Origin of the sequence: Pseudolactococcus plantarum (assembly GCF_002441715.1) — a bacterium.
In the GTDB taxonomy this organism is placed as follows: domain Bacteria; phylum Bacillota; class Bacilli; order Lactobacillales; family Streptococcaceae; genus Pseudolactococcus; species Pseudolactococcus plantarum.
In genome coordinates, this window is the sequence record NZ_JXJX01000005.1 from 15,698 (window position 1) to 42,243 (window position 26,546).

The following is a 26,546-nucleotide window of genomic DNA, read 5'->3' on the forward strand; positions in this document are numbered from 1 at the left end:
GATATTTCTTTTAGATTTTGTTAACACCTGCTAAAAATGCAATTATTTCATCTTGTCTCCCGTCATGAAGAGCTTGTACGATATATGACCCCACAATTACCCCGTCCACAACTTCATGGAATTTTTCTGCTTGGGCAACTGAAGACACACCAAAACCAGCTAATACTGGAACCTCTGAAAAACTAGATAGTTTTGCCAAATGATCATTCAAGTGTTCACCATAAGTTCGGCCGACACCTGTCACACCATTTACTGTTACAGCGTAGATAAATCCTTCTGCGCCACTAACAAGTTCTTTTTGTCGTTCAACTGTACTTGTTAATGTCACTAGTGGCACTAAGGTAATCTCTGTATCTGCCAGATATGGCATGATCATATTTTCATGTTCACGAGGCACATCTGGTAAGATAAGTCCGGCTACTGGTGTTGCTTTAAGGTCAGCTACAAACTGTTCAATGCCGTACTTATAGATTGGATTGATGTATGACATGATAATCAAAGGAATGTTTGTTTGAATACTTTGAAGTGCTTTGATTACTTTTTTTAGGGTTGTCCCGTTTGCTAAAGCTCTTATCCCTGCTTGTTCAATCACTGGGCCATCTGCTACTGGATCTGAAAACGGGATGCCTATCTCGATTGCACTTGCACCGTTTTCTGCTAAGAAATTGATGGTTTGTGCTAAACCGTCTAACCCATCAACATGATCCCCCGCCATAATATAAGGGACAATTAACATGTCTCCTTTGTCGACCTTATCTTTAAAATAAGTTCCTAACTTTTTCATCCATTTCTCCCATCATCAGTTAGCAAACTGCCATCTCAAACACTTGCTTAAAATTCGCCTTTATCTGCACGTTCTTTAATTTGCGCAACGTCCTTATCACCACGTCCACTGAGACATACAATAATTGACTCGTCTTTACCATAACGTTTCACAAGCTTAGGTAGCTGTGAAATAGCATGTGAGCTTTCTAATGCTGGAATAATCCCTTCAGTCACACAAAGTAATTTAAAGCCTGCTAACGCCTCATCATCTGTTGCTGAGATATATTCAGCACGTCCTGTTTCGTTCCAATGACAATGCTCTGGCCCAAGACCAGGATAATCTAATCCAGCAGAAATACTATAAGCTTCCTCTATTTGCCCATTGTCATCTTGTAATAAACGCATAAGATTGCCGTGAAGAATCCCATCAGAACCTCTGTTGATAGAGGCTGCTGTTTCACCACTATCAAGGCCCATACCTGCAGCCTCTACACCAATCATGGCAACTGAATCATCTGCTACAAATGGATAAAAGAGGCCTGCTGCATTAGATCCCCCACCTACACAAGCCACAACTGCTGCTGGTAACTTACCTTCTTTTTCAAGAATTTGAGCACGAGCTTCACGACCAATAACAGATTGAAAATCTCTTACCATCTCTGGAAAAGGTGCTGGTCCTGCTGCTGTCCCCAAAATATAATGTGTATCTTCAACACTTGCGACCCATGCACGAAGTGCCGCATTCACAGCATCTTTGAGTACACTTGAGCCATCTGTTACAGAAACGACTTCTGCGCCTAAAAGTTGCATTCTAAACACATTTAACTCTTGACGCTTAACATCAACCGCCCCCATATATATCTTACAAGACATACCAAAAAGTGCCGCTGCTGTTGCTGTCGCTACCCCATGTTGCCCAGCACCTGTTTCAGCAATGACTTTATTTTTGCCCATTTTTTTGGCGAGCATGACTTGTGCTAGAGCATTGTTAATCTTGTGAGCGCCTGTGTGGTTTAGGTCTTCTCTTTTAAAATAAATCTTAGCTCCACCTAATTTTTCTGTTAGGTTTTTAGCAAAATAAAGTGGATTTTCACGCCCTACATAATCTTTAAGCAAGTAAGCTAATTCTTTTTGAAATTCAGCATCTACTTGACTAGCCTCATACGCTGCTTTTAGTTCTTTCACAGCATACATCAGTGTTTCTGGTACAAATGTACCACCATAAGTGCCGAAGAACCCTGCTTCATCTGGTTGATTATACGTCATTTGTTACTCCTTTTATCTAAAGTTAAAGTAGCTGTTTGCAAAAATTCAATCTGCTTCTGGCATATCATGCGTGGACAACTTTTTGCTATTTTCTAAAAATAAACTTATTTTTTTCACATCTTTTTTACCATCTGTTTCAACACCGCTTGACACGTCAACGCCAGTCGGTTGAAAAAAAGAAATTGCTTTGCTAACATTATCAGGATTCAATCCACCTGCAACAAAAAACTGATAACCAGATAACTTTGATAATGCAACTTTTTCCCACTCAAATTGTTGTCCACTCCCACCTGCAAACTGTGCTGGTGGTGCATCTAATAAAATCACATGATTTTTAAATGCTGCTATATCAGACGGTAGTTTTCCATTTTTTATACCAAATGCTTTAATGACTGGAACAGCAATTTGATTTGCAAACGCAATGCTTTCATCGCCATGTAACTGTACCATATCAAGTCCTGCTATCTTGATAGTTTGTGCTATCTCATCTAAACTAGCATTGACAAAAAGGCCTACTTTTTTAACAGATTTTGGTACATCTTTTGACAATTGTCTAGCCTGTTCTGGCGTTACTTGTCGTTTACTTTTTGCAAAAACAAAGCCAATATGGCTAGCACCGTTTTCTACCGCTGTTTTCACTGCTTCATCTGTTGATAGCCCACAAATCTTAATCCACATGGCGATCAACCTGTAGGTCCTTAGCCGCTTTTTGTGGATCACCATCTCGCATTAATGCTTCTCCAACTAAAACCGCTCTAAAGTCATGTGCCACTCTTGCTGCTTCAACAGGTGATTTGATCCCTGATTCAGAAATATAAAAACGTGTTGGCTCTTGTAAGGCAATCAAATCTAGACTATTTTGAATGTCAACCTCAAACGATTTCAAATTACGATTATTGACACCAATCAGCTCAGCATTTATCCGATGTGCGACCTCAAGTTCTGCTGCATTATGCACCTCAACTAAGACCTCTAACCCTAAAGATACAGCATAATCATACAGTTCTTGTAGATTTTCTTCTGATAAACAAGCCACTATCAATAACACAATCGTTGCACCACTATTTACCGCACGGATAATCTGCTTTTTATCGATAATGAAATCTTTATTTAACACTGGCACATCCACATGCTTGGCAACTAAACGTAGATCATCGATAGAGCCTTTGAAAAAGACAGGATCAGTTAAGACTGATATCGCGGATACGCCGGCAGCTTCATAGCTTTTTGCTTGTGCTAGCACATCTACTGTCATATTAATCGCACCTAATGATGGTGAGGCACGTTTCACTTCACCAATCACTTGTAAGTGACTCGGATTCTCGCGTAATCTTTGAACAAGACCTTTAGTCTGACGGACTGCTTTAGGTGTTTCTAGTAGCATCTGATTCACTTCATCTTGTTTTTCAATCAGTATTTTTTCAAGAAAATTTTCCATTTAATGCCTTTCTTTGAGTTCTCTACGTTCAAGTTCTATAAATTCAGCTATCATTTTTCGATAGACCTGTTCAACCACGACAACATCCGCGCCACTTTCAGTCGCTATTTTTTTGACTTTCTCAATCACGATCGCAACACGATCAGGTGCTGCTACTTCTGCCTCTGTCGTTTTGAATTTAGCCGCCAGTTTAACATACTCGCCACGCCTTGCCATTAGACCAAACATCTGTTTATCAATAGCATCAATTTTTTGACGGACATCCGTTAAATTTATCGGCATTACTGAATCTCCTGCATCTCAGTTAATTTTGCTAATGCAGCACCACTTGAGATAACCTCACGCGCTTTAGCTACACCATCTTCTATCGTCTCAACTAAGCCTGCTGCAAAAAAGCCTAATCCAGCATTTAACACCGTAACCTCTAAAAATGGGCTTGGGATATTTTTCAGGACATTTTTTAATATCTCAGCATTTTCTTTGCCTTCTCCACCACGTATTTCTTGTAACGTCACACGAGACATACCGATTGATTGATAATCAAAACTGTGTGTGGTAATATTGCCACTCTCATCTAATAAAGCGTAATGATTCATACCATCTAAGCTCGCTTCATCCATCCCATTTGGCCCAGTCACTACAACAGCACGCCGTCTACCTAATGATTTTAAGACTTGGGCAGTTGTTTCCAACAAGTCAGGTCTAGACGTCCCTAGTAATTGCGTATCTAAATCTACAGGATTCGTAAATGGCCCAATCAAATTTAAAACAGTCCGTACCTCTAGTTCCCGTCTCACCGGCATCACATAGCGCATGTTAGGATGAACATGTTGTGCAAAGAGAAAAATTAATCCTGTTTGATCAAAAATGTCTGATAATTCTTCTGGCGTATGATACAAATTAATGCCTAACGCCTCTAAGACATCTGCTGAACCTGATTTAGAGGAAATCGAGCGGTTACCATGCTTAGCCATTTTGACACCACCTGCTGCGAGTACAAAGGCAGCAGTGGTCGAGACATTGAAAGAAAAGGATAAATCGCCACCTGTGCCACAATTATCCATAGCAGTCGTGATTGTTGTCGGTATATCTAATGCTTTTTCCCTTACAACCTCAACAATGCCTGTCATCTCATCAACTGTTTCACCTTTCATAGCAAGTGCAATCAAAATTGCTGATAATTGTGAATCAGTCAATTCACCATTAAACATAGCATTGGCGAGTTGATTAATTTCATAACGCGTCAAATGTTCACGATTCATCAACTTCACTAGATTTTCTTTCATGGCTTCTTCTTTCTATATTATAAGGTTACAAAATTTTCAATCATCTTCAAACCATTTGGTGTACCGATACTCTCAGGATGGAATTGCATTCCATAAATAGGTAAAGATTGATGTTGAATCATCATGATTTCTTGATCATCAGTTGTTTTAGAAACGACTTCAAATCCTTCTGGCATATCTGAAATCACAATCGAGTGATATCTCATAATTTCATAAGCAGTTGGCACATCTGCTAATAAGTCAGATGTCACTAATGTATCCGCGATAGAGGTTTTGCCATGCATGACTTGTTTAGCTAGCGCTAATTTCCCACCAAATACTTCAGCAATCGCTTGATGTCCCAGACAAACCCCTAATAGTGGTTTTTTTTCTGCATATTCGCGTATCAGCTGTTCCATATTTCCGGCATCTACTGGCCAACCCGGTCCGGGTGATAAGACAATTTTATCGGCTTTTTGTGCGACATCAAACAACTTATCATCATCGTTTCTAAGGACTTCAACCGTATCAAACTCACCAATATATTGGGCTAGATTATAAGTAAAACTATCGTAATTATCAACTAATAAAATCATGACTTTCTCCAATCTTCGTCATCGCTTTGGCTTTATTTAATGTCTCTTGATACTCATTTTCAGCGACACTGTCATAAACAATTCCTGCACCAGCTTGTGCATGTGCTAACCCGTCTTTTAAGACCATTGTCCGTAGCGCAATCGCAAAATCCATATCTGAATTACTTGACAAATACCCGATAGCACCAGCATAAATACCACGTTTTGTTTTTTCTAATTCATAAATGCGTTGCATGGCACGAATTTTTGGGGCACCTGATACTGTACCTGCTGGTAAAGTCGCCTTCAAAGCATCCAAACTAGAAACAGTCTCTAACAATTCACCTTTGACAACACTAGTCAAGTGCATGACATATCTAAAATATTCGACTTCCATATATTTTGTGACAGTCACTGTTCCTGTTTTACTGATTTTACCGATATCATTTCGACCCAAGTCGACTAACATCCTATGCTCTGCAACTTCTTTTTTATCGGCAAGAAGATCTACTGCTAATGCATCATCTTCAAGCTCATCTACACCACGTGGTCTTGTCCCAGCTATCGGATTAGTTGTCACGATACCATCTTTTACTGATACCAGACTCTCAGGACTTGCCCCAATAATCTGATAGTCACCAAAATCTAGAAAATATAAATAATTGGATGGATTTGTTAACCGCAAATTCCGATAATAGTCAAAGGGGTTTCCTGTTAGTTTACTAGTTAACCGTTGACTCAAGACAACCTGGAAAATATCCCCACGTTTGATATACTGCTTGGCTTTCTCAACCATGTCGATAAACTCAGCCTTTTCAGTATTAGATGTAAATGAGAGTTTGTTTAATTTTACTGTGTCAAACTCGGCTTTATGAGGACGTGTTAAGTTAGATAAGACTAAGGCCATAGCAAGCTCAAGATCTGCCTGTGAACGACCGCTATAAATATCTGACTCTACAATGTTAATCTGCTCTTTTTTATGATCAAAAATCATGTAAGAATCGTATAAAAAGAAGTGTAAATCTGGTGTGCCAATCACATCTGCAGGTATGTCTCCTAGCGACTCATAAAGTGAAATCGTATCATAGCTAACAAACCCGATCGCACCTCCTGTAAAAGGAAGATCTGAGACAGATTTATCTTTTACAGTTAGTTGCTCTAGATAATCAAGTGGGTCCCCAGATTTTACCTCTCCATTATGTGTTAAGATACCATCTTGAAATTTGAGTTCATGAACAGGATTGTAAGCAATCATAGAGTATCGTGAATTTTCTTTTTCACGGGGAATAGATTCTAAAATTAGCTTATGACGCAAATCTAATCTCAAATAAGCCAAGATTGGCGTAATAATATCAGCATTAATCGTTTTTCTTAACATCATATCACTTACTCTTTCTTTTCAATCAATCGTTATAAAAAAGTCCTCGACGAAATGATAATCATTTCGTCGAGGACGTCTAACACGCGGTGCCACCTCGATTATAGGAAAAAAGCTTTAAAAGAGTCTTTTCCTATCTCTTATTTCCCTCAAACAAGGGAATGTGCGGTATCGGGCACTACCGTGATTTTTATCGTTTCAAATCAATTAGAGTCATCTACTCTAGAACTCGCAGCCCATTCACTTGAAAAAAATCTTGTCTCGCAATGACCGACAAGTCCCTGAAATTTTTTATCCTCAAGTTACTTCTTCTGCTAATGTTTAAATTTTACGACTATTCAGATGATTTGTCAAGCTAAAAGGAGTCTAAAAGTTTACTTATTTCTTGAATTATAAAATTTTTACAATCTAACAAGAAATAAGTCAACTCCCCTTGATTGTTCCTAAACTAAAGTTTGAGTTAATCATCATCTCAGAGATATCATTTTACTGGTGTTAAGGTGATGACAATATTTTTTTCAGTTGATTTTATTGTTAAAAATTTGCTATCAGTAAGTGTCACTTTCTGTTTTGTATCCTTTGGTGTAAGGGTATAACTTTTTGAATCTGTCACTGTTTTAGGTGAATGAACAACTACTTGTATCGCACCTTTACTCCTCATACCATTTTCAATTTTCCATTCGGGTATATCACCAGTATATGAAATCCAATATTCTCCACTAGGAAACTGCTGGCCAATGAGATAGTTTCCAGTATCAGTTAAGCTATAGATTTTATTTTTTAAGGGTATCTTCTCAAATTTTGCAGGCGTTAAAGTAGCCTCTTGACCACTATCTAATCTAATTGCTTCATCTTGATTAAAAAATTGACCAAGTCGACTACTATTTAATTCTGGTAATTGACTGCTATCAGTGTTCTTTGATTTCGTCGTTGTGATATCATAGTAGCCTTCAACTTTTATCTGACTATTTTTAGGACTAGACCCTTCATTTTTCAACAGTTGTTTAGTGCCTAAGTGCTGCATTGGACTATCTTTTTCACCTAATTTCCCTCTATACATTATCGCAGTGAGACAAAGTAACAAAATCAAAGTCATCAAAGTAATCGAAAGCATCAACTTCATTCTTTTTTTCATTTTTTATAAATCCTTTAAATAAATCACGACATCCATCTGCTTAGCAAGTGCTAAATCATGCGTCGCAACAACTAATGTCGTATTCTGCGTCACTAATGATAACAACAAGTCACCAACTTGTTCTCCAGTCTGATCATCTAAAGCACCAGTTGGCTCATCCGCCAAAATAACTTTACATTTTTTAAGTAAGATACGTGCAATCGCGATACGTTGTGCTTGACCTCCAGATAATTCATAGATTTTAGCAGATAAATACGACGCATCTAGTCCAACTTTTTCAAGGACCTTGAGCTGATTTTGCTTATTTTTATCAATGATTTTAAAGTTTTGTGCCACGGTTTTATCATCAATCAACGCATAACTTTGGAAAATATACCCTAAATAGTTTTTAAAATAGCGCTTTTCATTTATCTTCCAGATATCCATACCATCAACTAACACTTGACCACTACTCGGCTTTTCAAGACGACCAATCGCATTTAGTAAGGTTGTTTTCCCACTTCCTGACGTCCCTACCAATGCATACGTTTTACCTGCCTCAAATCTCAAATTAACATCCTGATAGATCATTTTTTTCCCAAACTTTTTACTTAGATGTTTTAATTCAATCATTTACTATCTCCTCCAGTACACTTTTATTCATAACAACGCATCTTTCATTAACTTGACTCTCTTTTTTTCAGAACAAGCTGATGAATGATGGCGATCACTACCACTTCTACAATATAAATCGTACAAACTAAGAGAGCTAGTCGTCTATCTTTAATCAAGAAACTGCTATATAGAGATACACCACCTATCCCTAATAAAAGAGGGGATAGTATCAATAATTCTGCACGACTTTTATGACCTGTGAAAAGGTATGTAATCACCAGTTGTTTAGCATGTTGCTGATACTGATTTTTGAGATACTCCCATATGACAAAGAGTGACGAAATAAGCACACCTAACAAAACTAAGATTCCGCCTTGAATCTGACTCATCATATTTTTTGCTTTAATCTCTGCGTTCTGACTTACCCGATCAATACTCAATAATTGATTTTCTAGCTTTAGTTGTTTCAAACGAGGTAATAATACTGTATTTTTTACAAGAGAATTTTGAAAAGGTCTCCAAATCACTTCTGATCCGAAAGCTAATACATTATCGTCAATAGGTACCTTGTTCTGATTGATATCAACGAGAATTCGGTCAGTTACAACTTGTTTTGGAAAATGATTATCATAAGGAACCTCCTGGTCAAATAAAAACGTTTTTTGCCCATCAGGTATTATGATATACTGCACCTGATCTGATGCAATCTTTTGATAAGCAAAACTATCCGCTAAAACATTATTTTTTATCAGTGCTACATCTTTCTCTAATTTTTTGGGTATGTAAAGTGTTACTAAAAAATTATCTTGCTTTTTCCCATAGTTATTTTGAGGGTAAAGCTTTTGATTTAATTGAATAAAGCCTGAAGAAACATATATCATCTTAGCAGCAAGTTTACTGTCTGTGACAAGAGGGTGTTCAATTTTATTTTGATACCCTGCTTCTTGTGCGCCATCAAAATCAGAAGGTGACATATAGACGAGTGTTTCATCATTGTTGAAACTTTGCAAATACCTTAGCGAATCTTTCGTCTGTGATAGGAACCAATCATGATCTACCATATGATTTTCATCTATATAATCTGAATTATCCATATTAAAATTGGGTTTAACATAATTTTTAATGACTTTCCATTGTGTCAAATCTTGGTGATAACGCTTTAAGGAATTAACCGATCCGACTATGGATTTAGCTGAAAGTGTAAAAATAATGATGGAGATTAGGATACTAATCAAATAGATCAAAGCACCAAATTGATTGATATAACGATTTTTTAGAATACTTGCTATATCCGTCAGTTTTACGAGTAATGCTACTAAACTATTAGCTAAACAAAGCATCAATGCCATCACGACTGACATAATTAAGAGCATCAACCCTAAAATTTGACTATAAACGTGAAACAAGCCGCCATTGATTAAACAAAATACTAAATAAAAGGCACTGTTTACAACCACAAGGGAGCTTAAGTATATCTTTAAATTATCAACTATATAAGTACTTAGCCTTCCGACATGGCGATAAATCATGGCCGATTTAATTAGTAACATCTCGAGTGCATAAATTGTAATCAAAAAAACAAAAAACAAGGTCCAAATACTCGGGGCACGCACCCCACTAAGAAAAGTAATGACTGGTACTAGTGATAGCTGTAAAGGGTTAATTTGCACCTTAAGTTTTTCATCTTGAAGTAACTGTTTAAACTGGGTATTTTCTGTGCCAAGTTTCACATAGTAAATACCTGTTAGTGGAAGCATTTTTAGCTCGTTTAGATGATCGTCATTTATACCAAGTTTTGCTGTTTTTAGCTCACCCTTTTTTGACATAAAAGGTTTATAGATACTGATGTTTGCTTGTTTGGCTGCTTTATCAATCGTTGCAAGTGTTTTATTTTTATCTTTTCCACTATAATTTGTTACCACCAAGATGGTATTCACTGGATATTTGATATCTCGACCAATTTCTTTAATACTCCCCAATAGGATAAGACTTAAAAAAATAGAAAATAAACTGATGATCCCTATACGTAATTTCATAACTTATTTTGTCTCCTATATTTTTCACACAATCGAACAGGTCATTCACTGTTTACTATCATTTTAGATAATAAAACAGATTATCAATAGTTGTTTGCATCATTGATAATCTGTTGCATAATTTGATAAGCTAATCAGACCTGTTATCTTTTACTCACCCCTAGACTGTTCATAAATGTCAATGATATGTGCTTACTTAAAACCAGTAGTAACCCCAGTATGCTTGACTTCTTGCATACCAAATATCATTTACACTTGCTCTGGCCCATCCGAAATTTTTACCATCACTCTGAATGCCTCCTGCGCCATTTGTTACGGATGCAGTTGCACCAATTCGTCTGGTATCCGTTACATTATAGTGTGAGAAATTTCTGCCACCCATTGTCCCATACTGCCAAATATCTAAATACCAGCTACTGGGATTAGCTATAGCTGCTTGTGCGGTTAGTACGCCTGCTGATGCTGTACCAAGTGTCAACATTACAAGTGATAACATCATTATTTTTTTAATTTTACTCATATTACCTTCCTTTTTAGGGTTAACTTTAAAAGATATTCAGATTTAGCTTATATCCGTCATTATACCACCAAAAAATCGCTAAAACGCCAAAATCGCTAATCTGCAAGAATTTTTTATCATCCTTGCAGATTAGCGATTATTATCATATTGAAGTTAGATAGGCTATCAAAGTCTCATGTCTTTATTATGACATCACTTATCCGTTTAGCGATGCCTGAAAGGTCACATGCATGCAAAACTTGCATACAGTTTTCCAGCTCTCCCAAATTGTTTCGATCTTTGTTTTGCTTATACTGCGCTAAGCAATCAAACACATGTAACATTATTTTTTCTTCCATATCTGATGCGACTAACAAGGCATCTAACTCAGCTTTTATATGATCAGCACGACTGTAGTATTCTCCATAAACTAGATGCATATGTAAATGTATCAGAGCTTTCTTCACTTCGGAGGCATGTAAACCTAACAAATTAGATAAGTCATCACACTTCAAAATGTCTAAACCAAACAAGAAAGCCTCTTTTAACTCAAGTACGCTTAAACATGACGAAAAAATCTGTATATCCAACACTGTCCATCGTTGAATACTTGATAGATAGTGATAGATATAGTGTCGTTCCTGACTAGTAATGGCACTGTTACCTATCTCCTTAGCACCTGCTAGCTTAACGATGATATTATAAATTTTATCGATTTGCTTCTTAGGGTCTTGTATTTTTAAATATTCCATGTCACTAGGATTACTGACCATCGCATAATGACTCATTTCTTTGATTATACGATAGTGACGACTGAATTGATCCTGTGGCATCAAGGCAAAAAACTCTGCTGGTGTCATGTCTAGCCCTTGAATAGCTAATAATAAACACGTGGCAGAAAACATATTTACTCCTTTTTCAAATCGAGAAATTTGGGAAGTATGCAGGTAATCACTTGCGATATCAGCGTAAGTATAGCCACGTCTTTCTCGGATCTGTTTATAATACCTACCTAATGTTAGTGATTCATGTGAGACATCTTGTTTGTTCATCATTTTTCCCTATTTCTATAGCCAGATATGCTAAACGCTGTACAAAACCAAACTGTTATACTAAAATTTTACGACGACATTAGTTAATTGTCAAGTATATGACTATAAATTCAGAAAAATTTATCTTAAAGACTGTCCGTAGTTTTGGCAACAAAAAAAACGCCACCCAAAACTTGATGACGTTTTAATCAAATTATTTCATTTCTTTTTTTACTGGGCACGAACAATTACAATCATCACATGCACCACGAGACTTGATATATTTATAGAATGCAAAACCGGAAATCGCAATTGCAATGATAAAAATTAGCCAAGTTTGTATATTCATACATTCACACTTTCTTTAAGAGATGGCGTTAGATAAGTTGGTTTTTTAAATAGGTAATAACACCCGATAGCAAGTGTCACCACAGCAAGTACAGTGCCAATATCTACTCTACCTGTCGCGATACTAGATCCTAGTTGAAACACGATAAAACTAATCGCATAAGCGATACCACACTGGAATCCAACTGCTATACCTGTCCATTTTGCTGTTCCCATCTCACGATAGATGGCACCAATCGCAGCAAAACATGGGGCACATAGTAGATTAAATAAGAGTAGTGTATAGGCAGATAGTTGCGTAAAATTATGTTGCATAGCTGTTTCTAATTCAACACCGGGTTTAGCATGATAGAGAACACCCATCGTTGATACAAGTGTTTCTTTTGCAAGTAACCCTGTGAAGGTAGAAACAGTCGCTTGCCAAGACGTCCACCCAAGTGGTAAGAAGACTGGCATGATGACTCTACCAATATCTGCTAAGATAGATTTGTCAGTTTCCACAACATGCAAGTGAAAATCAAAAGTCTGTAGGAACCATAACAAGATCGTAGCTGCTAAGATAATCGTCCCTGCACGTTTGATAAAACTAATCCCTTTATCAAAAGCATACCGCAGGACATTAGACCATTTTGGTAAATGATAATTAGGTAATTCCATGATAAATGGTGTCACTGATCCACCAAGCATCTTTGTTTTTTTCAGCATAATCCCACTGATAATAATTGTCAAAATACCTACAAAGTAAGCACTTGGTGCGATTAATGAATTGTGTGGGAATAAGGCACCAGCAACTAAAGCGATAACTGGTAATTTTGCTGAACAGGGCATGAACGTTGTTACCATAATCGTAATACGACGATCTCGCTCATTTTCAATCGTCCGGGATGCCATAACGCCAGGAATACCACATCCAGTTGCGATTAGCATCGGGATAAATGATTTACCAGATAGCCCAAAACGTCTAAAAATACGGTCCATGACAAAGGCAACACGACTCATATATCCTGAGTCTTCTAGAACGCCTAGGCAGATAAAGAGGACAAAAATCTGTGGAATAAACCCAAGCACTGCCCCCACACCTGAAATAATACCATCTAATACTAAACTTTGTGCGATCGGCGCGATATGCAAGAAATCAAGAATCTTTTGTGCAATACCTGGCACTAACTCACCAAAGAGCACATCGTTTACCCAGTCTGTACCACTGATACCAACCGTCTGAATACTTATGTAATAAACAGCCCACATAACAAACAAGAAAAACGGTAGACCAAATATACGTGATGTCACAAAGCTATCGATTTTATCTGAGAAATTAAGTCTGATGCCTTGTGATTTGCTCTCAACCATGGCAACCATTGTCGTTAAATATTGATAACGTTCATTCACCACGATACTTTGACGATCATCAAGAAATATTTTTTCAGTGATTGTGACAATCTCAGTTACTTCTTTTTCTTGTGCTGGAGACAGGTGAGCTAACTGAGTCATCTCAGCATCTTTTTCAAATAACTTGATTAAACTAAAGCGGTTCTCTATGGTTGTCACTGCTGATATCTCTGCTATACTAGCTTCAAATCGTTCATCAAAGCTTAGGACAACCTCAGGATTTACAGCCTTTTTACTCGCTGCAATTAAGGCATCAAACCCTTTGTTTTTGAGCGCTGAGATGTTGATGACAGGGATTCCTAGTGCATAGGATAGTTTTTCTATGTCAATAGAGATATTATTTCTCTCTAGTAAATCCGTCATATTCAACGCAAGCACAACAGGCTTACCAATTTCGATCAGTTGCGTTGTTAGATAGAGATTTCGCTCTATATTAGTCGCATCGACGATATTGATGACAACATCATAATCGTCTGATAAAAGATAATCACGCGTCACTTTTTCTTCTGGTGTGAAAGGAGACAGTGAATAGATACCAGGTAGATCTTGGATGGCAATTGTTTTATCCTTTGTATACTTGCCAGACTTACGTGCTACCGTTACACCCGGCCAATTACCTACATATTGGTTAGAGCCAGTTAAAATATTAAATGTCGACGTCTTACCAGAGTTTGGGTTGCCGACCAAGGCAAATCGTTTATTGTCAGTCATTTTCTAGTACGCTCACTTCTACTTTTTCTGCTTCATTTTTTCGTAGCGTCAGCTCATAACCCCTGACATGCAGCTCCATCGGATCGCCAAATGGTGCTACTTTTCTGACATAGATGCGCGTGCCACGTGTTACACCCATATCGAGTAATCTTCTCTTCAAAGCATGATTCAGATCATCAGCTGTATTGCCTGTTGCGATACCTAAAACAAGTGCTGTCTGGCCTGGTTTAACGGTAGAAAGCGTCGTAAAGTGTTCATTACCAATCATTTCCTGTGATAGATCAATATTGGCTAAAATGGTATTATCCAAGGCAATTCGTGAATTATGAATTAAAATAACACCGTTACTATTGTCACGGTTCATCAATGCCACGCGAGCATTTTTAACAAACCCTAAATTTTGTAGGTGTTTTTTTGTTTCAACATCACCATGTATCTGAGCTACAAAGTAGGTCTGCTTTAATTGGCAGGTATTTAATGTGATCATGCTTATATTATGAGGTTAAAAGCTAAAGCATTAACACTCAATCCCTTTCAGATTTCAAAAACTATCAAATAGTCGTATAAAATTCAATTATCTTGTTTATAAAATTATTATAGCATAAAATAGTAAAAGGTGTTATACATATATTGAAAAATATTTTAGTCATAAGGTGTCATACTTTTTTGATGATGTTGCAGTCTGATGAGCATGATGCCACTCAGCTTTATAGACTTTAACTGACTAGTTATATAACCATGTAAACGCAAAAAAAAACTACTCAGATGAGATAGTTTTTTTCAAAATACTTATTTGTTTAACGCTTTTTTAGCTGCATCAGCTAATGCTGTGAAAGCTGCTGCATCAGTAACAGCAAGATCAGCTAAGATTTTACGGTTAACTTCGATTTCAGCTACTTTCAAACCATGCATCAATTTAGAGTATGATAATCCGTTGATACGTGCAGCTGCATTGATACGAGCGATCCATAATTTACGGAAGTCACGTTTCTTTTGACGACGGTCACGGAATGCATAGTTATATGAATTCATTACCTGTTCTTTGGCAGTACGGAACAACGTATGTTTTGATCCATAATAACCTTTCGCAAGTTTCAGTACACGTTTACGACGTTTGCGGCTTACAACGCCACCTTTAACACGAGCCATTTATAGTTCTCCTTATTTATATCTTAATTTAATGTAGTCTATACTTGAGTTAATTCCCTATTATTTAAGAGAATAAACCATTTTACGGATACGTTTGTAATCACCAGTTGATACCATACCAGCTTTACGAAGGTGACGACGTTGTTTTTTAGTTTTTCCGTGGAAACGGTGGCTTGTATAGGCTTTAAAACGTTTAAGTCCTCCAGAACCAGTACGTTTAAAACGTTTCGCTGAAGCGCGGTGTGATTTTTGTTTTGGCATTTTCAAATCTCCTCTAAATTAATGTAATGGTGCTTTATTTCTTTTTCTCACCTGGTGCCAACTGCATAAACATTTGACGACCATCCATTTTGGCACGTTGTTCAACGTGGGCGATATCTTGGGTTGCGATAACGAAATCGTCCAAGACTTTTTGACCAACTTCTTTATGGGTAATCATACGTCCTTTGAATCGGATAGATACCTTAACTTTGTTACCTTTTTCAAGAAACTTAGTTGCTTGACGTAATTTTGTATCAAAGTCATTTTGGTCAATAACTGGAGACAAACGAACTTCTTTAACTGTCACAACAGCTTGATTTTTCTTTTGCTCTTTCAGTTTTTTCTTTTGCTCAAACTTGAATTTTGTAAAATCCATAATCTTAGCAACAGGCGGTGTCGCTTGTGCTGAAATTAATACCAAATCCATATCTAAATCCATGGCTTGATTAAGTGCATCACGTGTCGGTGTAATACCTAATTGATCACCATCTGCCGAGATAAGACGGACTTCGTTTGCACGAATCGCCTGATTCATTGTAACTCGTTCTCTTGCTATGATTGTTCTCCTTACTGTGAATGTCCTGCTGACTAACTGAGCCAACTTCTGCATTGAAAAACAAAACGAGCTTTCCGTAGAAAGCCCGCTATAAATGAACTCTGAAACCAGAGAATAATTTCATTTTGATGCCAAGTAGCTTACGCAGTATTGGCGAGAAAGCGGGGGCTTTCTGCTTTTCAACTTCTCTAGTATATCAGGTTTTAAAGTTATTGTCAACAAAAAATTGATATTATTTCTCTGAAGCATATACAACACGATAAATAGATAAAGTATGCGATAGGATTAACTCAATCCTTAGTTAATCCACAAAGCTTACTAGCTCTTCAACGACTACAGCTTTATCTAATGTTTGTATGACAGGACAGTTCGGTGCAATCATACGTGCTGCACGGCTTACTTTTGCTTGATCAGATACTGCTACGCGCATTCTAAACGTAATACTGATCTGGTTTACAGGTCTTGCTTTTTTTGCATCATCACGCGTATATGTCACTATTGCATCTACCAATTCAAATGCGATATCTGACTTTTCTAAAATACTTTTATAAACATAGATACTACATCCTGCCACTGAGGCAACTAAAGCTTCGACTGGTGAATAACCAATATCTTGCTTTAACACCCAATTACCTGCTGGATGCACTAACTCAACACCTTTTTCTCTCAATACTAATTCCATTGTGCCAACTCCATTCTACTAAAATGATGTATCCAAACGCTAAGCATTTTTTTGCTTCTAGCAACTTTTTACCATCTCAACATAGGTCTTGTCAAGTATAAAGCCTTACCCCTATCGATAGGTAGGCGCGATGTGAAACAATAAAAGCTATGACTCACCTACTCTCTTAACTTTTGATATAATGCATCTGAACAAACTGACCAGACTGTTTGACGCTCTCTAAAATAAAGTCCTGTCGATACTCTCCCTTAGGAAAAAGTGGAATCCCATCACCCAATAGTACAGGTGCGATAGAGATGAATAACTCATCGATCACGCCTTCTTTTAGGCACTCCCGTATCAATTCTCCTCCGCCTACAAGCCAAGTCGGACTGTCTCGTTTTTTCAACAGACTAATATCATCAAACACCTTGATGTTTTCATGTGCAAATCGTCCCTGTAGAGATGAGCTGTGTGTCAATACTAAGGTCTGTTTATCCTGATACGGCCACTCAGCTAAGGTAGGCTTATCAAGCGCACTTAACCACTCAAATGTTCTTTTGCCCATCACGATAATGTCTATCTCGTTAAGAAAGGCATCATAGCCAGTATCACCTGTTACCGATTCAAGCCAAGTTAAGGAATCATCTAATGTTGCAATGTAACCATCCAAACTCTCACCAATAAATAATTTATTCATACAGATCCTTTCCTAGCATTTTATATCATTATAACACGAACATTGTATGATAGTGATCTTAGCAAGATGATATAAGTAGACATCCCAAAGTAACCTACTACACTGACACTTTATATATAGAAGAGATAATTTTTTAAAAAGGGTAATATATCGTAACGAATCTCCTTAGGTAAGTGACAAATACGCCTTAAGTAGTAGTTATTTACGGCTAAATCATGATATACTTTTATAGGTGAGAAAAACATTAAAAAATATTAGTTTGGAGAGATATGACAGTATATCAAAATTTTATTAAAAATGAAAAATTAAGACGATGGGTTGTGTTAGCAATTATAGTGCTGATACTTTACAGTATACAGAGTCTCTTGCCACTTATCTTACTCACTTTTGTTTTTAGTTATCTGGCACATCGCTTTGTCACTTTTATAGAAAAGCACTTAAAATTATCAGGTAAAGTAACCGGATTTATGCTTTATGGTATCATTATCTTTCTAGTGTACTTAGGGATTACTGAATACGTTCCTGTGTTACTCTCCCAAATTAAACAATTAGTCACCGTTGTTAGCCGTTTCTACCAAAAAAATTACTCAGGTGAAAATGCCTTACTTGCTTCTATCTATGATTTATTTAAGCAATATAATTTAGCAGATAAAATCCAGAGTAGTGTCGGCACATTAGTGATTTATTTGACTGGATTTGGTCGTGGCGTATTGGTCCTTGTGTTATCTTTCTTGATGAGTTTCTTTTTTACCATCGATCGTAAAGAAACAAACAAATTTTCAACTCTCTTCTTAAAAGGAGACCTGGCGTGGTTTTTTCAAGATACGTATTACTTACTTCGAAAATTTTTCACAGGATTTGGGGTTGTTCTTGAAACCCAATTTACCATTGCCTTAATCAATACCGTGTTGACAATTATCGCGCTGGGCTTTTTAGGATTTCCTGAATTACTTAGTTTAGGTGTTATGATTTTTCTACTCAGCTTAATTCCGGTTGCTGGCGTCCTCATTTCTTGTGTGCCACTTGCTATTATCGGCTACTCTATGAACGGTCTACGAGATGTCATTTTTGTCTTGATTATTGTCACGTTAATTCATGTACTTGAATCATATATCTTAAATCCACATCTGATGGCACATAAAACAAAAATACCGATGTTCTATACCTTTGTCATTCTCTTTTTAGGAGAACATTTCTTTGGTATTTGGGGATTGATCGTAGGTATTCCAATCTTTAACTTCTTGCTTGATTTATTAGGTGTTAAAGAAATCCCATTTCCAAAACTTATCAGCAAAAAAGAAAAGAAAACTGTGGATGACTAAGTAAACCATATCCATAGTGACCTCATTAATGTATACAGCGATAATAAAAATCCCTTCTGAAATGATTCAGAAGGGATTTTTATTGGTATGTTGTACTTATCTACCTTCCAAATAAACCATTAGAATAGAGATATCTGCTGGATTAACGCCTGAGATACGACTAGCTTGGCCGATCGTTTCGGGATTAATCTTCTTAAATTTTTGTCGTGCTTCTGTTGCAATACTATCTAACACATCCCAATCCATATTTTTAGGGATTTTTTTAGCTTCCAAGCGGTGCATTTTTGCCACTTGATCTTTCGCCTTTTGGATATAGCCTTCGTATTTAATTTCAGTTTCAATCAGCTCTATTACTTTTGAGTCTAACGTTTCTGGTGCATCACCAATGAATTCACAAGCAATCGCATAGGTAATCTCTTGACGACGCATAAATTCTGCAGCTGTCAATGCGTCAGTCAAAGGCTTAAACCCAAGTGCTTCAATCTTAGCATTTGTCGCTGCAATTGGTTTTAGTTTGTGTTTTTTGAGGCGAATCATTTCGTTCTCATATTGGTATTTTTTAATTTCAAATACCTGCCAGCGATGATCATTAACGAGGCCAACTTCTCGACCAAGTGGTGTTAATCTCATATCAGCATTATCATGACGCAAAATCAAACGGTATTCTGCTCGGCTAGTTAAGAGACGATATGGTTCAATCGTCCCTTTCGTCACTAAGTCATCAATCATCACACCGATATAAGCATCTGAGCGTTTAAGGATAAACTCAGGCTTATCTTGTGCTTTGAGCGCGGCATTCATCCCAGCGATTAAGCCTTGGCCTGCTGCTTCTTCATAACCTGATGTCCCATTGGTTTGCCCTGCTGTAAACAAGCCTGAAATCAGTTTTGTTTCAAGTGTCGGACGTAATTGGTGTGGCAAAACGACATCATACTCGATCGCATAACCAGGACGCATCATCTCTGCTTTTTCAAGCCCTGGAATAGATTGTAAAATCTCAAACTGTACATCTTCAGGCATAGAAGTTGATAAGCCTTGTACATAAACTTCCTCAGTATCTCGACCTTCTGGTTCTAAGAATAATTGGTGACGGGGTTTGTCAGCAAACCGAACGATTTTATCCTCTATAGATGGACAATAACGTGGTCCAACACCCTTAACCATACCAGAAAACATCGGTGCACGATGCAGATTATCATGAATAATCGCATGTGTCGCATTTTTTGTATACGTCAACCAACAAGGGATTTGATCCAACAAATAATCTTCATCTTTAGATAAGAAACTAAAGTGATTTGGTTTTTCATCTCCTGGCTGAATTTCAGTTTTGCTATAGTCGATCGTGCTTGATTTGACGCGAGGTGGCGTACCAGTTTTAAAACGACCAATCTCAAACCCTAAATCACGCAGATTATCGGCTAGACCGATAGAGGCTAGAGAATTATTAGGCCCTGATGAATACTTTAATTCACCAATAATAATCTCACCACGAAGTGCAGTACCCGTTGTCACAACAATTGATTTAGCTGAATAAACTGTACCTGTTGCTGTTTTCACACCAGTAATTTTGCCGTCTTCAACTAAAATCTCATCGACGATCGCTTGGCGTAAGGTCAAGTTTTCAGTTTCTTCGATCGTTTTTTTCATCTCACGAGCATATAAATCTTTATCTGCTTGTGCACGAAGTGCGCGAACCGCAGGACCTTTACCAGTATTTAGCATCTTCATCTGGATATAAGTCTTATCGATATTGCGGCCCATCTCGCCACCAAGTGCATCTATTTCTCGCACAACAATCCCTTTAGCAGACCCACCTACTGATGGATTACAAGGCATGAAAGCGACCATATTTAAATTGATTGTCACAAGTAAGGTCTTACTACCCATACGTGCTGCTGCAAGAGCTGATTCACATCCAGCATGTCCAGCCCCAATCACGATGACATCATAATTTTCTTGAATTTGCATCATTTCCTCTATTTCATTCCAAACAAAAAATCAAGCATACGAAAAATAGCAATCTATTTTCCACGGTACTTGACTACCTTGAATTATTATACCTCTAGTTTAGCAAAAATATGCCTAAGGGTCAACACGAACTACTTGTTAGTTTGCGTTTTAGACCGATACTCCAAAGACATCCCTTTCAGTAGGTTTCTGAGTATTTGATCACCTGCTGGTTTATAATTTCTGTGATTTTTGTTACGTAATATGGCAGAGAGTTCATTTGTAGAAACAGACTTACCTGCCTGTCTTAAAAAATCCTGTAAATGCTCAGTCGTATAGGTCATAGCAATCTTAATTTTTTTAATCACGACATTATTAATGACCCCATCAGTTGCCATATCAAAAGTGGCAGGTACTGCTTGACCATCCTTATCTACTTTCACACCTCGTTGGCTGATAATGAATCCATTTAAAAAGCGCTCCAAATTTTCGCGTGATAAAGCAAGATCTCGCTCAGTATCTGGTGCTTGTTTTGTCATGATTTGTCGTAATTCATCGAGTGTAAGGGTTAAGCCACCCAACTCACAGATATGTAGCATATCAGTATCTTTAATATCAAAAGTATAGCGTAGGCGTATTAAAATATCGTTATTATTCATAGGGTAAATTATAGCAAAAATCACTCAGCATTGCTTGACATCATCGTGAGAATAACGGACATAAAAAAAACGTCCGAAGACGTTTCTACTATTATATATAGCTTTTTATTGATATTGCATCACTTGACCATCTTTATAGGCATGATCGATCATTGCACCACCGAGACATTCTTCACCATCATAAAAGACAACGGCTTGACCTGGCGTGATGGCACGAACTGGCTCATCAAAGATAACGTCGACTTTATCACCGCTCACTTTGATGGTGACACCAGTATCTGGTTGACGATAGCGAAACTTAGCTGTACAATGCATCTCGAACGTTTCTGGCATGTCACGCGTAAATGAAACCTCACTAGCATCTAGGCTAGTTGAGTAAAGCGCTTCGTGATGAAAGCCTTGGCCAACATACAAGATATTTTTAGATAAGTCTTTGCCGACAACAAACCAAGGCTCATTATCACCACCATGTTGTCCACCAATACCAAGACCACCGCGTTGACCTATCGTATAGTACATCAACCCAGCATGTTCACCCATATCTCGACCCTCAAAAGTCATCATACGACCCTTTTGAGCAGGTAAGTATTGGCTAAGGAATTGTTTGAAATTCTTTTCTCCGATAAAACAGATACCTGTGGAATCTTTTTTCTTAGCTGTCGCAAGGCCAGCACGTTCAGCTAACTTTCTAACTTCTGGTTTTTCTAGATGACCAAGCGGAAACATCACTTTTTGTAATTGTGCTTGAGTCAGTTGGCTAAGGAAATAAGTCTGATCTTTATTATTATCCGCACCCCGAAGCATATGAACAGTCCCGTCATCATCACGGCTAACTTGGGCATAGTGACCTGTTGCCACGTAATCCGCACCAAGATCAGTTGCGTAGTCAAGAAATGCTTTAAACTTAATTTCCTTATTACACATCACATCTGGATTAGGCGTTCTACCAGCACGATACTCTGCTAAAAAGTACTCAAATACACGATCCCAATACTCCTTTTCAAAGTTCACTGTATAATAAGGAATCCCAACCTGATCAGCCACCTTAGCGACATCTTTGTAATCTTCTGTTGCTGTACAAACACCTAGCTCATCTGTATCATCCCAGTTTTTCATGAAGATACCGATAACGTCATACCCTTGCTCTTTTAACAAAAGTGCCGTTACACTAGAATCTACACCACCACTCATGCCGACCACGACACGTGTTTTTGAATTATCATTTGTCAAAATAATAATCCTCCCATCAAATAGTATTAAGGCGTGGCTCATGCCTCACCTTGTGTTAATGAATCGCTTTGAAGGGCGTTATTAACTTTTTTATTATAGCATGTTTAACAAGCGATTACTAGGCAAGCGACTGATGGGTGTTGTGCTGATATCAGCCTTCTAGGCGTTGACACAAACTCATCATCTCTATCGCTCCGATAGCTGCATCAAATCCTTTATTACCTGCCTTTGTTCCCGCACGTTCTATGGCTTGTTCGATATTTTCAGTTGTCAAAACATCAAACATCACCGGAAGATCATGTGTTAGAGAGACGTGTGCAATCCCTTTTGAGACCTCACTACACACATAGTCGTAGTGCGTTGTCCCACCGCGTATGACAGCACCCAAACAAATAATGGCATCATACTGTCCGGTCTTAGCTAATTTAGCTGCAATAAGTGGGATTTCAAATGCACCGGGTACCCAGGCGATATCGATCTGATCTTCACCTATCTCATGTCGCTTTAAGGCATCCATAGCGCCACCTAGTAATTGACTTGTGATAAAGTCATTAAAGCGGGCGATAACGATGGCTACCTTTACTTCTTTTGCTGTGAAATTTCCTTCAAATGTTGTCATGTCTTATATCACTTTCTATTTTCCATGTTTTAAAACTGATTTTTACAAAATCACGTTTAGTAATCGAGTAGATGCCCCATTTTTACTTGTTTTGTTTGTAAATAGCCTAAATCATAGGCTGTTTCAGGCATTTGTAGTGGTACTCTTTCCTTGACCACAACACCATTTTTCTCTAACTGGTGTACCTTATCTGGATTATTGGTTAATAACCTAATCGTCTCAACATCTAAATCTTTTAGTATTTGTGCACCTTCATAATAATCACGCGCATCGCCTGCAAATCCGAGTGCGAGATTAGCCTCTAAAGTATCCAACCCCTGTTCTTGTAATTCGTAAGCACGCAATTTATTAATCAAACCAATCCCGCGCCCTTCTTGCCTAAGATAGAGTAACACACCACGACCTGCCTGCTCTATTTTTGTCATAGCAGCAGCAAATTGTTGGCCACAATCACACCTTAGAGACCCAAACACATCGCCTGTCAGACATTCCGAATGAACGCGACAGATGATATCTTGCCCATTACTTAGATCACCTTTTACTAAAGCGATATGGTGCGCACCTGTTAGCTGATTCACATAGCCGTACGCTACAAACTCTCCATATTTAGTAGGCATTTTAGTCGTTGTCACTCTGGTTAATATGGGCGCATTTTGCTTTTTGTAGGCCTGCAACTGCTGTATCGAAATCATGGTCAGTTGGTGTGTTTGCGCAAGTTTTTGAAGTGCTTCCAAGCGCATCATTGTCCCATCATCAGCCATCACCTCGCAACATAAACCGACCTCAGACAAACCAGCTAGTTTCATCAAATCTACAGTAGCTTCTGTATGTCCATTTCTTACCAAAACCCCTCCTGCTTTCGCTGTTAACGGAAAGAGATGACCAGGTCTTCTAAAATCACTCGCTTTAGCATTAGGATCAGCACACGCTCTAGCCGTTAAACTACGATCAAATGCTGAAATACCTGTTGTGGTATCGATGTGATCAATGGCGACTGTAAAAGCTGTCTCATGATTATCAGTATTTTTAGCTACCATTTGTGGTAAGCTTAATTTTTTAGCAATCGTCTCTGAAATAGGCATACAAATCAACCCTTTCCCATAAGTTGCCATGAAATTCACTAAGTCAGGCGTTGCAAATTCTCCTGCACAGATGAGATCTCCTTCATTTTCACGATCCTCATCATCTGTTACAATAATTAGCTTACCTTGTCGTAAATCTGCCAATGCTGCTGCAACTGTATCAAACATAGTCACTACCTCTTTTTTCTAACATTTTTTCGATGTACTTACCGATACAATCAGTTTCTAAATTCACAAGATCACCGATTCTTTTTGCCACTAAATTCGTTTGTGCCATGGTATGTGGGATAATAGAAACGTCAAAATAGTCATTGGTAACACTTGCGACTGTCAAACTTATCCCATCGATCGTGATAGACCCTTTTGTGACAACATAGCGTAGTAACTCAGGTTTAGGTCGAATTCTAAACCAAACAGCATTATCGTCTGGCCTAATTGACATAATCACACCAGTACCATCAATATGTCCACTAACGATATGTCCGCCAAATCTACCATTTGCTGGCATAGCACGTTCTAAATTCACTAAGCTTCCTATCGGACGTGCCATCAGCGACGATCTGCGCAATGTTTCATGCATCATATCAGCTGTTGCATCTGTAGCCGTAAGATGCGTTACTGTCAAACATATCCCGTTAACAGCTAAACTATCTCCGACCTGCAAATCACTCAGTACTTTTTGTGCCGTTATCGTAATAATAGCTGAATTCGCACCTTTTTTGACTTGGCGTATTTTTCCAACTTCCTCAATGAGTCCCGTGAACATATTGCACCTCACTCTCTAGTAGGATATCGCCACCTAATCTTGTCACTGTAGGCTTTGATAGGTGATACGCCTCTGACGGTAGCATGACCCCTCGCCCACCAATAGGACTTTTGGCGGTAACACCACCAAAAATGATCGGTGCAATATATGTTTGCACACGGTGGACAATTTGCGCTTCAAGTGCAGCACCATTTAGTGCTTGGCCACCTTCTAGTAAAACACTGTCAATCTGCCGCTCACCTAAGTAAGTCATCAAGGCGTTTAAGTCAACACCCTGCTCAGTTTTAGGTAGTGTGACGACTTGACACCCCGATTTAAGATAAGGCGCGATCCGCAACCGGTCAGTGACACACGTTGCAATAATAGTTGGCACTTCTTTTGCCGTCTGTACAACTCTTGCTTTGCGTGGTGTCTTTAGTGTGCTATCACAAATAATGCGAACTGGTTGATGTGCATCTGCTAGTCTGCAGGTTAGGGATGGATCATCTGCGAGAATCGTCCCAATGCCAACCATAATCGCAGCATATAACTGTCTATCTTCATGTACCTTAGTCCTAGCTACCTCACCTGTAATCCACTTGGATGCACCAGTAACTGTCGCAATCTTACCATCCATGGTCATCGCATATTTCATAACAACATAGGGGGTTAGGGATTGAATATAGTGAAAAAATCCCTGATTAATGGCATCACAAGCTGATTTCAGTACACCAGTCACCACTTCAATACCATGGTTAGCTAAGAGCCCTAAACTTTTCTCTCCTACTAGCGGATTGGGATCAGCTGACCCAATCACGACACGTGAAATCCCTGATTGTATGATTGCCTCAGTACAAGGAGGTGTTTTTCCTTGGTGGCAGCAAGGCGTTAGCGTAACATATAATGTTGCACCAACAGGGGATGACAAACAATTTGCTAAGGCTTCTCGTTCTGCATGAGGATCGCCATAACGCCTATGGTATCCCTTACCTATCACACGACCATTTTTCACAATAACTGCACCAACCAAGGGGTTGGGATTTACCCACCCACTACCTTGTTTAGCTAGCTGTAACGCTAACGACATATACTTCTCTTCTTTCAAATCCCCTCCTTTTGGGACATATAAAAAGCCCAAATGCTAATCATCAGGGCTTTTTTAAGACACAAAAAGAGTACTATCTT

At 38.1% G+C, this 26,546-nt stretch carries 28 protein-coding genes; 1 reads left to right on the forward strand and 27 read right to left on the reverse strand.

Features of this window, described 5'->3' with window-relative positions:
• Nucleotides 1-10 precede the first annotated feature (10 nt).
• The 20 genes from trpA to RU87_RS03810 form a co-directional block, all read right to left on the reverse strand.
• Entirely contained in the window at nt 11-784 is a 774-nt protein-coding gene (trpA, locus tag RU87_RS03710) for a tryptophan synthase subunit alpha (RefSeq protein ID WP_068161553.1), read from the reverse strand.
• Nucleotides 785-831: 47 nt separating this feature from the next.
• Entirely contained in the window at nt 832-2,031 is a 1,200-nt protein-coding gene (gene trpB / locus RU87_RS03715; protein ID WP_068161550.1) for a tryptophan synthase subunit beta, read from the reverse strand.
• A 45-nt stretch (nt 2,032-2,076) separates the two neighbouring features.
• Complete coding sequence (locus RU87_RS03720; protein ID WP_068161546.1) at nt 2,077-2,709, reverse strand: phosphoribosylanthranilate isomerase; 633 nt, start codon at nt 2,707-2,709, stop codon at nt 2,077-2,079.
• Nucleotides 2,699-3,469: an indole-3-glycerol phosphate synthase TrpC gene (gene trpC, locus RU87_RS03725; RefSeq protein ID WP_068161543.1), complete on the reverse strand. Its 771-nt coding sequence runs from the start codon at nt 3,467-3,469 to the stop codon at nt 2,699-2,701. Before trpC ends, RU87_RS03720 begins: the two co-directional genes overlap by 11 nt.
• Nucleotides 3,470-3,751: a chorismate mutase gene (locus RU87_RS03730; protein WP_068161541.1), complete on the reverse strand. Its 282-nt coding sequence runs from the start codon at nt 3,749-3,751 to the stop codon at nt 3,470-3,472. It lies immediately after the preceding gene.
• On the reverse strand, nt 3,751-4,755 hold the full coding sequence (gene trpD, locus RU87_RS03735) for an anthranilate phosphoribosyltransferase (RefSeq protein ID WP_068161538.1): 1,005 nt from the start codon (nt 4,753-4,755) through the stop codon (nt 3,751-3,753). Before trpD ends, RU87_RS03730 begins: the two co-directional genes overlap by 1 nt.
• A gap of 17 nt (nt 4,756-4,772) precedes the next feature.
• On the reverse strand, nt 4,773-5,330 hold the full coding sequence (locus RU87_RS03740; RefSeq protein ID WP_068161535.1) for an aminodeoxychorismate/anthranilate synthase component II: 558 nt from the start codon (nt 5,328-5,330) through the stop codon (nt 4,773-4,775).
• Complete coding sequence (gene trpE, locus RU87_RS03745) at nt 5,314-6,687, reverse strand: anthranilate synthase component I (RefSeq protein ID WP_068161597.1); 1,374 nt, start codon at nt 6,685-6,687, stop codon at nt 5,314-5,316. Before trpE ends, RU87_RS03740 begins: the two co-directional genes overlap by 17 nt.
• 481 nt (nt 6,688-7,168) lie before the next feature.
• Entirely contained in the window at nt 7,169-7,822 is a 654-nt protein-coding gene (locus RU87_RS03750) for a hypothetical protein (RefSeq protein ID WP_068161532.1), read from the reverse strand.
• Between the two features lie 3 nt (nt 7,823-7,825).
• A complete protein-coding gene (locus RU87_RS03755) occupies nt 7,826-8,434 on the reverse strand; it encodes an ATP-binding cassette domain-containing protein (RefSeq protein ID WP_068161529.1) in 609 nt (202 codons plus the stop codon).
• A gap of 47 nt (nt 8,435-8,481) precedes the next feature.
• Nucleotides 8,482-10,452 carry a hypothetical protein gene (locus tag RU87_RS03760; protein ID WP_068161526.1) on the reverse strand — a complete coding sequence of 657 codons (1,971 nt, stop codon included), beginning with the start codon at nt 10,450-10,452 and terminating at the stop codon, nt 8,482-8,484.
• A 196-nt stretch (nt 10,453-10,648) separates the two neighbouring features.
• Nucleotides 10,649-10,972 carry a hypothetical protein gene (locus RU87_RS03765; RefSeq protein WP_068161523.1) on the reverse strand — a complete coding sequence of 108 codons (324 nt, stop codon included), beginning with the start codon at nt 10,970-10,972 and terminating at the stop codon, nt 10,649-10,651.
• Between the two features lie 173 nt (nt 10,973-11,145).
• Nucleotides 11,146-12,006 (reverse strand): helix-turn-helix domain-containing protein, encoded by an 861-nt coding sequence (locus RU87_RS03770; protein WP_082782149.1) that lies wholly within the window; start codon nt 12,004-12,006, stop codon nt 11,146-11,148.
• Nucleotides 12,007-12,327: 321 nt separating this feature from the next.
• Nucleotides 12,328-14,430, reverse strand: a complete 2,103-nt coding sequence (gene feoB, locus RU87_RS03780) for a ferrous iron transport protein B (RefSeq protein ID WP_068161519.1) — start codon at nt 14,428-14,430, stop codon at nt 12,328-12,330.
• Nucleotides 14,423-14,917 (reverse strand): ferrous iron transport protein A, encoded by a 495-nt coding sequence (locus RU87_RS03785; RefSeq protein WP_068161516.1) that lies wholly within the window; start codon nt 14,915-14,917, stop codon nt 14,423-14,425. The genes feoB and RU87_RS03785 overlap by 8 nt, the downstream gene beginning before the upstream one ends.
• A gap of 302 nt (nt 14,918-15,219) precedes the next feature.
• Entirely contained in the window at nt 15,220-15,579 is a 360-nt protein-coding gene (gene rplT, locus RU87_RS03790) for a 50S ribosomal protein L20 (RefSeq protein ID WP_068161512.1), read from the reverse strand.
• Between the two features lie 60 nt (nt 15,580-15,639).
• Nucleotides 15,640-15,840 carry a 50S ribosomal protein L35 gene (gene rpmI / locus RU87_RS03795; protein ID WP_003140675.1) on the reverse strand — a complete coding sequence of 67 codons (201 nt, stop codon included), beginning with the start codon at nt 15,838-15,840 and terminating at the stop codon, nt 15,640-15,642.
• A gap of 34 nt (nt 15,841-15,874) precedes the next feature.
• Nucleotides 15,875-16,375, reverse strand: a complete 501-nt coding sequence (gene infC / locus RU87_RS03800) for a translation initiation factor IF-3 (RefSeq protein ID WP_068161510.1) — start codon at nt 16,373-16,375, stop codon at nt 15,875-15,877.
• Between the two features lie 322 nt (nt 16,376-16,697).
• A complete protein-coding gene (locus tag RU87_RS03805; RefSeq protein ID WP_068161508.1) occupies nt 16,698-17,078 on the reverse strand; it encodes an OsmC family protein in 381 nt (126 codons plus the stop codon).
• A 166-nt stretch (nt 17,079-17,244) separates the two neighbouring features.
• Nucleotides 17,245-17,757: a dihydrofolate reductase family protein gene (locus tag RU87_RS03810; RefSeq protein WP_068161507.1), complete on the reverse strand. Its 513-nt coding sequence runs from the start codon at nt 17,755-17,757 to the stop codon at nt 17,245-17,247.
• Nucleotides 17,758-18,026: 269 nt separating this feature from the next.
• Here RU87_RS03810 and RU87_RS03815 point away from each other — a divergent pair, with 269 nt between their 5' ends.
• Nucleotides 18,027-19,079 (forward strand): AI-2E family transporter, encoded by a 1,053-nt coding sequence (locus RU87_RS03815; RefSeq protein WP_068161504.1) that lies wholly within the window; start codon nt 18,027-18,029, stop codon nt 19,077-19,079.
• Nucleotides 19,080-19,175: 96 nt separating this feature from the next.
• Here the strand turns inward: RU87_RS03815 and mnmG are convergent, their stop codons facing one another.
• From mnmG to ribD, 7 genes are all read right to left on the reverse strand, one after another.
• Nucleotides 19,176-21,047 (reverse strand): tRNA uridine-5-carboxymethylaminomethyl(34) synthesis enzyme MnmG, encoded by a 1,872-nt coding sequence (mnmG, locus tag RU87_RS03820; RefSeq protein WP_068161501.1) that lies wholly within the window; start codon nt 21,045-21,047, stop codon nt 19,176-19,178.
• Between the two features lie 131 nt (nt 21,048-21,178).
• A complete protein-coding gene (locus RU87_RS03825) occupies nt 21,179-21,685 on the reverse strand; it encodes a YehS family protein (RefSeq protein WP_068161594.1) in 507 nt (168 codons plus the stop codon).
• Nucleotides 21,686-21,790: 105 nt separating this feature from the next.
• Nucleotides 21,791-22,915, reverse strand: a complete 1,125-nt coding sequence (mnmA, locus tag RU87_RS03830; protein ID WP_341864811.1) for a tRNA 2-thiouridine(34) synthase MnmA — start codon at nt 22,913-22,915, stop codon at nt 21,791-21,793.
• 151 nt (nt 22,916-23,066) lie between these two features.
• Nucleotides 23,067-23,534, reverse strand: a complete 468-nt coding sequence (ribH, locus tag RU87_RS03835; RefSeq protein ID WP_068161495.1) for a 6,7-dimethyl-8-ribityllumazine synthase — start codon at nt 23,532-23,534, stop codon at nt 23,067-23,069.
• A gap of 56 nt (nt 23,535-23,590) precedes the next feature.
• On the reverse strand, nt 23,591-24,784 hold the full coding sequence (locus RU87_RS03840; protein ID WP_068161490.1) for a bifunctional 3,4-dihydroxy-2-butanone-4-phosphate synthase/GTP cyclohydrolase II: 1,194 nt from the start codon (nt 24,782-24,784) through the stop codon (nt 23,591-23,593).
• Nucleotides 24,777-25,382, reverse strand: coding sequence for a riboflavin synthase (locus RU87_RS03845; RefSeq protein ID WP_068161487.1), 606 nt, complete (start codon nt 25,380-25,382; stop codon nt 24,777-24,779). Before RU87_RS03845 ends, RU87_RS03840 begins: the two co-directional genes overlap by 8 nt.
• Complete coding sequence (gene ribD, locus RU87_RS03850) at nt 25,363-26,466, reverse strand: bifunctional diaminohydroxyphosphoribosylaminopyrimidine deaminase/5-amino-6-(5-phosphoribosylamino)uracil reductase RibD (protein ID WP_068161485.1); 1,104 nt, start codon at nt 26,464-26,466, stop codon at nt 25,363-25,365. Before ribD ends, RU87_RS03845 begins: the two co-directional genes overlap by 20 nt.
• Nucleotides 26,467-26,546: the final 80 nt, after the last annotated feature.

Excerpts from the sequence above, each read along its gene's own strand:
- trpB (WP_068161550.1), bottom strand. The coding sequence starts at position 2,031 with ATGACGTATAATCAACCAGATGAAGCAGGGTTCTTCGGCACTTATGGT.
- RU87_RS03755 (WP_068161529.1), bottom strand. The coding sequence starts at position 8,434 with ATGATTGAATTAAAACATCTAAGTAAAAAGTTTGGGAAAAAAATGATC.
- trpC (WP_068161543.1), bottom strand. The coding sequence starts at position 3,469 with ATGGAAAATTTTCTTGAAAAAATACTGATTGAAAAACAAGATGAAGTG.
- RU87_RS03740 (WP_068161535.1), bottom strand. The coding sequence starts at position 5,330 with ATGATTTTATTAGTTGATAATTACGATAGTTTTACTTATAATCTAGCC.
- rplT (WP_068161512.1), bottom strand. The coding sequence starts at position 15,579 with ATGGCTCGTGTTAAAGGTGGCGTTGTAAGCCGCAAACGTCGTAAACGT.
- infC (WP_068161510.1), bottom strand. The coding sequence starts at position 16,375 with ATGAATCAGGCGATTCGTGCAAACGAAGTCCGTCTTATCTCGGCAGAT.
- RU87_RS03760 (WP_068161526.1), bottom strand. The coding sequence starts at position 10,452 with ATGAAATTACGTATAGGGATCATCAGTTTATTTTCTATTTTTTTAAGT.
- RU87_RS03840 (WP_068161490.1), bottom strand. The coding sequence starts at position 24,784 with ATGTTTGATACAGTTGCAGCAGCATTGGCAGATTTACGACAAGGTAAG.
- RU87_RS03815 (WP_068161504.1), top strand. The coding sequence starts at position 18,027 with ATGACAGTATATCAAAATTTTATTAAAAATGAAAAATTAAGACGATGG.
- RU87_RS03805 (WP_068161508.1), bottom strand. The coding sequence starts at position 17,078 with ATGGAATTAGTATTGAGAGAAAAAGGTGTTGAGTTAGTGCATCCAGCA.
- RU87_RS03825 (WP_068161594.1), bottom strand. The coding sequence starts at position 21,685 with ATGAATAATAACGATATTTTAATACGCCTACGCTATACTTTTGATATT.
- mnmG (WP_068161501.1), bottom strand. The coding sequence starts at position 21,047 with ATGCAAATTCAAGAAAATTATGATGTCATCGTGATTGGGGCTGGACAT.
- rpmI (WP_003140675.1), bottom strand. The coding sequence starts at position 15,840 with ATGCCAAAACAAAAATCACACCGCGCTTCAGCGAAACGTTTTAAACGT.
- feoB (WP_068161519.1), bottom strand. The coding sequence starts at position 14,430 with ATGACTGACAATAAACGATTTGCCTTGGTCGGCAACCCAAACTCTGGT.
- RU87_RS03720 (WP_068161546.1), bottom strand. The coding sequence starts at position 2,709 with ATGTGGATTAAGATTTGTGGGCTATCAACAGATGAAGCAGTGAAAACA.
- RU87_RS03730 (WP_068161541.1), bottom strand. The coding sequence starts at position 3,751 with ATGCCGATAAATTTAACGGATGTCCGTCAAAAAATTGATGCTATTGAT.
- RU87_RS03765 (WP_068161523.1), bottom strand. The coding sequence starts at position 10,972 with ATGAGTAAAATTAAAAAAATAATGATGTTATCACTTGTAATGTTGACA.
- RU87_RS03770 (WP_082782149.1), bottom strand. The coding sequence starts at position 12,006 with ATGATGAACAAACAAGATGTCTCACATGAATCACTAACATTAGGTAGG.
- RU87_RS03810 (WP_068161507.1), bottom strand. The coding sequence starts at position 17,757 with ATGAATAAATTATTTATTGGTGAGAGTTTGGATGGTTACATTGCAACA.
- RU87_RS03785 (WP_068161516.1), bottom strand. The coding sequence starts at position 14,917 with ATGATCACATTAAATACCTGCCAATTAAAGCAGACCTACTTTGTAGCT.
- trpA (WP_068161553.1), bottom strand. The coding sequence starts at position 784 with ATGAAAAAGTTAGGAACTTATTTTAAAGATAAGGTCGACAAAGGAGAC.
- RU87_RS03750 (WP_068161532.1), bottom strand. The coding sequence starts at position 7,822 with ATGAAAAAAAGAATGAAGTTGATGCTTTCGATTACTTTGATGACTTTG.
- RU87_RS03845 (WP_068161487.1), bottom strand. The coding sequence starts at position 25,382 with ATGTTCACGGGACTCATTGAGGAAGTTGGAAAAATACGCCAAGTCAAA.
- trpE (WP_068161597.1), bottom strand. The coding sequence starts at position 6,687 with ATGTTAAGAAAAACGATTAATGCTGATATTATTACGCCAATCTTGGCT.
- ribH (WP_068161495.1), bottom strand. The coding sequence starts at position 23,534 with ATGACAACATTTGAAGGAAATTTCACAGCAAAAGAAGTAAAGGTAGCC.
- trpD (WP_068161538.1), bottom strand. The coding sequence starts at position 4,755 with ATGAAAGAAAATCTAGTGAAGTTGATGAATCGTGAACATTTGACGCGT.